The organism is Methyloceanibacter marginalis, from assembly GCF_001723295.1.
Classification (GTDB): domain Bacteria; phylum Pseudomonadota; class Alphaproteobacteria; order Rhizobiales; family Methyloligellaceae; genus Methyloceanibacter; species Methyloceanibacter marginalis.
In genome coordinates this window covers 1-5,321 of sequence record NZ_LPWD01000275.1, presented here as the reverse complement: position 1 = coordinate 5,321, position 5,321 = coordinate 1, and the positions used below count along the sequence as shown (strand labels likewise).

Annotated in this window: 5 protein-coding genes and 2 pseudogenes; 2 read left to right on the top strand and 5 right to left on the bottom strand. The window is 64.0% G+C overall.

Going from position 1 to position 5,321, the window contains the following annotated elements:
- Together AUC71_RS10565 and mazG are read left to right on the top strand one after the other, a co-directional pair.
- A pseudogene (locus tag AUC71_RS10565) lies at positions 1-401 on the top strand (leucyl aminopeptidase); the annotation flags it as partial.
- 169 nt (positions 402-570) lie between these two features.
- The gene (gene mazG, locus AUC71_RS10560) at positions 571-1,416 is read left to right on the top strand and encodes a nucleoside triphosphate pyrophosphohydrolase (RefSeq protein ID WP_069624234.1); all 846 of its coding nucleotides are present in this window, start codon (positions 571-573) and stop codon (positions 1,414-1,416) included.
- An 8-nt stretch (positions 1,417-1,424) separates the two neighbouring features.
- On the opposite strand, the gene hflX is transcribed toward mazG, so the two are convergent.
- The 5 genes and pseudogenes from hflX to AUC71_RS21220 all read right to left on the bottom strand — a co-directional run.
- Positions 1,425-2,735, bottom strand: a complete 1,311-nt coding sequence (hflX, locus tag AUC71_RS10555) for a GTPase HflX (RefSeq protein ID WP_244500902.1) — start codon at positions 2,733-2,735, stop codon at positions 1,425-1,427.
- Positions 2,736-2,825: 90 nt separating this feature from the next.
- On the bottom strand, positions 2,826-3,080 hold the full coding sequence (gene hfq, locus AUC71_RS10550) for an RNA chaperone Hfq (protein WP_069624231.1): 255 nt from the start codon (positions 3,078-3,080) through the stop codon (positions 2,826-2,828).
- A gap of 171 nt (positions 3,081-3,251) precedes the next feature.
- Entirely contained in the window at positions 3,252-4,649 is a 1,398-nt protein-coding gene (ntrX, locus tag AUC71_RS10545; RefSeq protein WP_069624230.1) for a nitrogen assimilation response regulator NtrX, read from the bottom strand.
- On the bottom strand, positions 4,639-4,953 hold the full coding sequence (locus AUC71_RS22725; protein WP_244500903.1) for an ATP-binding protein: 315 nt from the start codon (positions 4,951-4,953) through the stop codon (positions 4,639-4,641). The genes ntrX and AUC71_RS22725 overlap by 11 nt, the downstream gene beginning before the upstream one ends.
- Positions 4,893-5,321 (bottom strand): annotated as a pseudogene (locus AUC71_RS21220) (hypothetical protein); the annotation flags it as partial. The gene AUC71_RS22725 and the pseudogene AUC71_RS21220, both read right to left, overlap by 61 nt.

Sequence of the window (5,321 nt, the reverse complement as noted above, 5' to 3'; positions counted from 1 at the left end):
AGGCGGTGATCAACCTCGCCACCCTGACCGGCGCGATCATGGTCGCGCTCGGCAAGGAACATGCGGGCCTGTTCTCCAACAACGACGAGCTCTCCGAACGGCTGACCGTGGCGGGCAAGGAGACCGGGGAGAAGCTGTGGCGCCTGCCGCTCGGACCGAAATACGACAAGCTGATCGACTCGAAGGTCGCCGACATCAAGAACACGGGCGGACGGTGGGGCGGCTCGATCTCGGCCGCGCAGTTCCTTCAGCGCTTCATCAAGGAAGGCACGCCTTGGGCCCATCTCGATGTGGCCGGAACGGCGATGGCCTCTGGCGATACCGACATCAATCGCAGCTGGGGCTCCGGGTTCGGCGTGCGGTTGCTCGACCGGCTGATCCGGGATCACTACGAGCGCTGAGGCGGCGATTTGCGGGACGCCATGCCCCGTCCCAACCTATTCGTATATTTTCCATAATATACCTTATGCGAATCTAGGAGGTCGGGGTCCGAACATGCACCGTTTCCGCGATCTCTCTGATTTCCCTAGAATTTTCGTGATTTTCGCGAAGCGATCCAGGCGCGCGGCCATGGCTGACGATAGGCCCCACAAACACGATCTCGCCGATCTCCTGGACGTCATGGCGCGCCTGCGCGATCCCGATTCGGGCTGTCCGTGGGACGTGCAGCAGAGCTTCGCGACGATCGCGCCCTACACCATCGAAGAGGCTTACGAGGTCGCCGACGCGATCGCGCGCGACGACATGGACGGGCTCAAGGACGAGCTTGGCGACCTTCTCCTCCAGGTCGTCTATCACGCGCAGATGGCGTCCGAGGCGGAACGCTTCGGCTTCGCCGATGTGGTCGACGCCATCACGCGCAAGATGATCCGGCGGCATCCGCATGTCTTCGAGGACGCCTCACGCCGCGAGGAGTTCATGCGCACGGATCTGTGGGATCGCATCAAGGCCGAGGAGAAAGCCGAGCGTTGCGAGGATCCCGCCGAGAAGAGCGTGCTCGCCGATGTGCCGGTCGGTTTGCCGGGTCTTTCGCGCGCGGTGAAGCTGCAAAAGCGCATGGCTAAAATTGGCTTTGACTGGCCGGACCTGGCGCCGGTTCTTGCGAAAGTCGACGAGGAGCTCGACGAGCTAAAATCCGCAATTACCGAGAAGAATGCCATCGATACCCGTGAGCATGTCGCCGAAGAGCTCGGCGATCTGCTGTTCGTCATTGCGAACGTCGCGCGGCATCTCGGTGTCGATCCGGAAGCGGCGCTGCGTACGGCGAACGCGAAGGTCGTGCGGCGCTTTGAAGCCATCGAGGCGGCGCTTGCCGCGCAAGGGCGGCATCCGAACGACGCCACGCTCGAGGAGATGGACGCGCTATGGGACGCGGCGAAGTCCGATGAAAAAAGGGCGGACGAGAAAGACGGTTAGCGCGCGCCCTACTCTGCCGCGCTATTGAGCCGGGCGGCGCCGGCCACGCGCGCCAGCCTGTCGCGCTTCTCCGGCGCGACGCGAATGCGCAGCGACGTGACGCCTTCGCCGAGATCGGCGCGCGAGATCACCTCGCAATTCTCGTAGATCCAATTGGACAGCGCGCCTTCTTGCGGCTGCACCGCGATCTCGAGCGTTTGACGGCGGCGGTTGAGCCTGCCTTCGATCTCAGTCAGCAGCAAATCTAGGCCGAACCCGCTCACGGCCGAGACCAGGATTGCGCCGTGGCGCGCCGCCTCGTTCGCCGCATGCTCTCTTGCGACGGGATCGAGCAGGTCGGCCTTGTTCCACACTTCGAGCAAGCGGTCGGGCTCGGCTTCGGTGTCGATACCGAGATCGGCGAGCACCCCATTCACGTCGGCGCGCTGGCTGGCGCTTGCCGGATCCGCGATGTCGCGGACATGCAGGATCAGATCGGCCTGCTGCACCTCCTCCAGGGTGGCGCGGAAGGCGGCGATGAGCGTCGTCGGCAGATCGGAGATGAAGCCCACCGTGTCCGACACTACGGCCTTCGAGCCGTTCGGCAGCGCGAGGCGCCGGATGGTCGGGTCGAGCGTCGCGAACAGGATGTCTTGGGCCAGGACCTCGGCGCCGGTGAGCGTGTTGAACAGGGTCGACTTGCCGGCGTTGGTGTAGCCGACCAGCGCCACGGCGGGATATGGCACGCGCCGGCGCGACTTGCGGTGAAGCGCGCGCGTGCGGCGCACCTGTTCGAGTTCCTTGCGAATGTTGACAATGCGCTCGCTCAGGAGCCGGCGGTCGGTCTCGATCTGCGTCTCGCCGGGACCGCCCAGAAAGCCGAAGCCGCCGCGCTGGCGCTCCAGATGCGTCCAGGACCGAACGAGCCGGCTCTTCTGATAGACGAGATGGGCGAGTTCGACCTGCAAAGCGCCCTTCCCGCGTGCGCGCGCGTCGCCGAAGATCTCCAGGATCAGCCCGGTGCGGTCGAGCACCTTGGCGTTCCAAGCGGTCTCGAGATTGCGCTGCTGCACGGGCGTGAGCGGATGGTCGACGATGACGAGCTCGGCGTCTTCCATACGGACCACGCCGGCGAGTTCCTCCACCTTGCCGGTCCCGAACAGGGTCGCGGGCTTTGGTTGAGGGATCGGAACCGCCCCGCTCTCACGCACATCGAGATCGATGGCGAGGGCAAGACCGACAGCCTCTTCGAGGCGCGCCTGCGGTGAACGCTCAGGTGTGTCGAGCCCCTGTCCGCGGGCGCCTTTGCCGGATTTCTTGTCGAGAATCGGCGCGACCACGACCGTCCTGACACGCCCGTCAGCACGTGCGTCCTTGCGTCCCCCCTGCCCCTTTTTGCGCTTTAGCTCTTTCGGGTCGGTTGGACGCAATTACTCAGCGGCACCTTCCGCATCGGTGATATCGGCAAGCTGGATAGGCTGGCCGGGCATGATGGTCGAGATGGCGTGCTTGTAGACGAGTTGCGAATGGCCGTCTCGGCGCAAGAGCACGCAAAAATTATCGAACCAGGTCACAACGCCTTGAAGTTTAACGCCATTTACCAGGAAAATGGTGAGCGGCGTCTTGGTCTTACGGACATGATTAAGAAACGTATCTTGCAGGCTCTGCGTGCGTTCTGTCGCCATGGGCTTCCCCGTCCCTTTGGTCCACGCTTACGCTTGTTGGATGGCGCCGGACTCTCGCTTCAACCGGCCACCTATTGCATTAGACGCGATTGCAAGGCAAGTCCGCAAGGTCTCTGACGCGGATGGCTTTTGCGAGCGTGTCCCCCTAGCGAAGCGAGTCAAGCTGCCATGCTAGCGCATGGCGGCGGTTCTTTCATTCGAATTGACGCCCAGCGCCCGAAGTTTCCGGTGCAGCGCGGAGCGCTCCATGCCGACGAATTCGGCCGTGCGCGAGATATTTCCGCCGAATCGGTTGACCTGGGCCAGCAAATATTCCCGCTCGAAAATCTCCCGGGCGTCCCGCAAAGGCAGCGACATCAGATGCTCGCCGCCCGCCCCGTTCGGCGATAGCGGCACCGGGGAGACGATCTCGTCGGGCAGCATATCGGCGGTCACGATCTGCTCGGCATCGCCGCCGACCAGGATCATCAGACGCTCGACGTTGTTGCGGAGCTGGCGGACATTGCCCGGCCATTCGTGCGACTGGAGCACGGCCATGGCGTCCTCGCCGATGCGGCGCGGCGGCAAGCCGGAGGCTACCGAGATGGTCTGCACGAAATAGCGCACCAAGTCCGGCACGTCCTCGCGGCGCTCGGAGAGTCCGGGAACGCGGATCGGCACCACGTTCAGCCGGTGATAGAGGTCCTCGCGCAAACGGCCCGCGGCGATTTCTTTCTGAAGGTCGTGGCTCGTGGAGGAGACCACGCGCACGTCCACGTGCACCTTGGTGCCGCCGCCGAGGCGCTGGAAACGTTGCTCCACCAGCACGCGCAGGATCTTGGCCTGGGTCTCCAGCGGCATGTCGGCGACCTCGTCGATATAGAGCGTGCCGCCATGCGCTTCTTCGAGCGCGCCAACCTTGCGGGGGCCCGGAGCCGGTCCCTCTTCCGTGCCGAAGAGTTCGAGCTCCATGCGGTCCGGCACCATGGCCGCGGCGTTCAGCACCACGAAGGGGCCGTCGGCGCGCGACGACTTACCATGCATGACGCGGGCGGCGAGTTCCTTGCCGCAGCCGGAAGGACCGGTGATCAACACCCGGCTATTGGTCGGGGCGACCTTATCGATGGCTTGGCGCAGTTGACCGACGGCGGCGGACTTGCCGACCATCTCGAAGGAATAGGTGCTGCGCTCACGCAGCTCCCGGTTTTCGCGTCTGAGCCGCGAGGCCTCGAGCGCGCGTGTGGTGATGAGCACCAGCCGGTCGGCCTTGAACGGCTTCTCGATATAGTCGTAGGCACCCCGCTGGATAGCCGCCACCGCCGTTTCGATATTGCCGTGGCCGCTGATGATGATCACCGGAAGGTCCGGGTGGGCTTTCTTGATGCAGTCGAGGAGGTCCAGCCCATCGAGCTTCGAGCCTTGAAGCCAGATGTCGAGAATGACGAGCGAGGGGCGCCGCTCCTCGATGACTTGGAGGGTCTCGTCGCTGTCCTTGGCGAGCCGGGTGCCGTGTCCTTCATCCTCGAGGATGCCGGAAATGAGTTCTCGAATATCTGCTTCGTCGTCGACGACTAGGATGTCAGACGCCATGGGTTACTTCCTCTTCCTCCTCGGCCGGCTCGGACTTGCTCGCATCGTCGGCTGAGGCGATTTCGGACGCCGCGTCCGTCTCCGCCTCGTCCACCGCCACGATCGGCAGGTCCATTCGCACTGACGCCCCTTCAACCTTGCCGTCGCGCTTGGGCGCATCGGCCAACTGCAGTTTGCCGCCGTGCTGCTCGGTGATGCGCTGCACGATGGCCAGTCCAAGTCCAGTGCCTTTGACGCGCGTGGTCATGTACGGCTCGACCAGGCGGTCGCGGTTCTCCTTCGGCAAACCGCAGCCATTGTCGATAATGGTGATGTGGACGCGGTCGCCCTTGGTCCGGACTTCGCGGTGATCTGGCCCGTGCCCGCACGCTCCGGCGCGGCTTCCACGGCCGTGTCGATGCCCTCGCTCGCATTTTTCACCAGGTTCGTCACCGCCTGGGTGAGAAGGCGCTGGTCGGACATGGTCATGACCTTCTCCTTCGGAAGATCGAGCTCGAACTCGATGTCCGGACGGCTCACCTGGAACAGGAACACCGCCTCGCGCACGATCTCGCGCACGTCATGCATTTCCATGACGGGCTTGGGCATGCGGGCGAAAGCGGAGAACTCATCGACCATCCGCCCGATGTCGGAGACCTGGCGGATGATGGTGTCGGTGCACTGCTCGAAGAT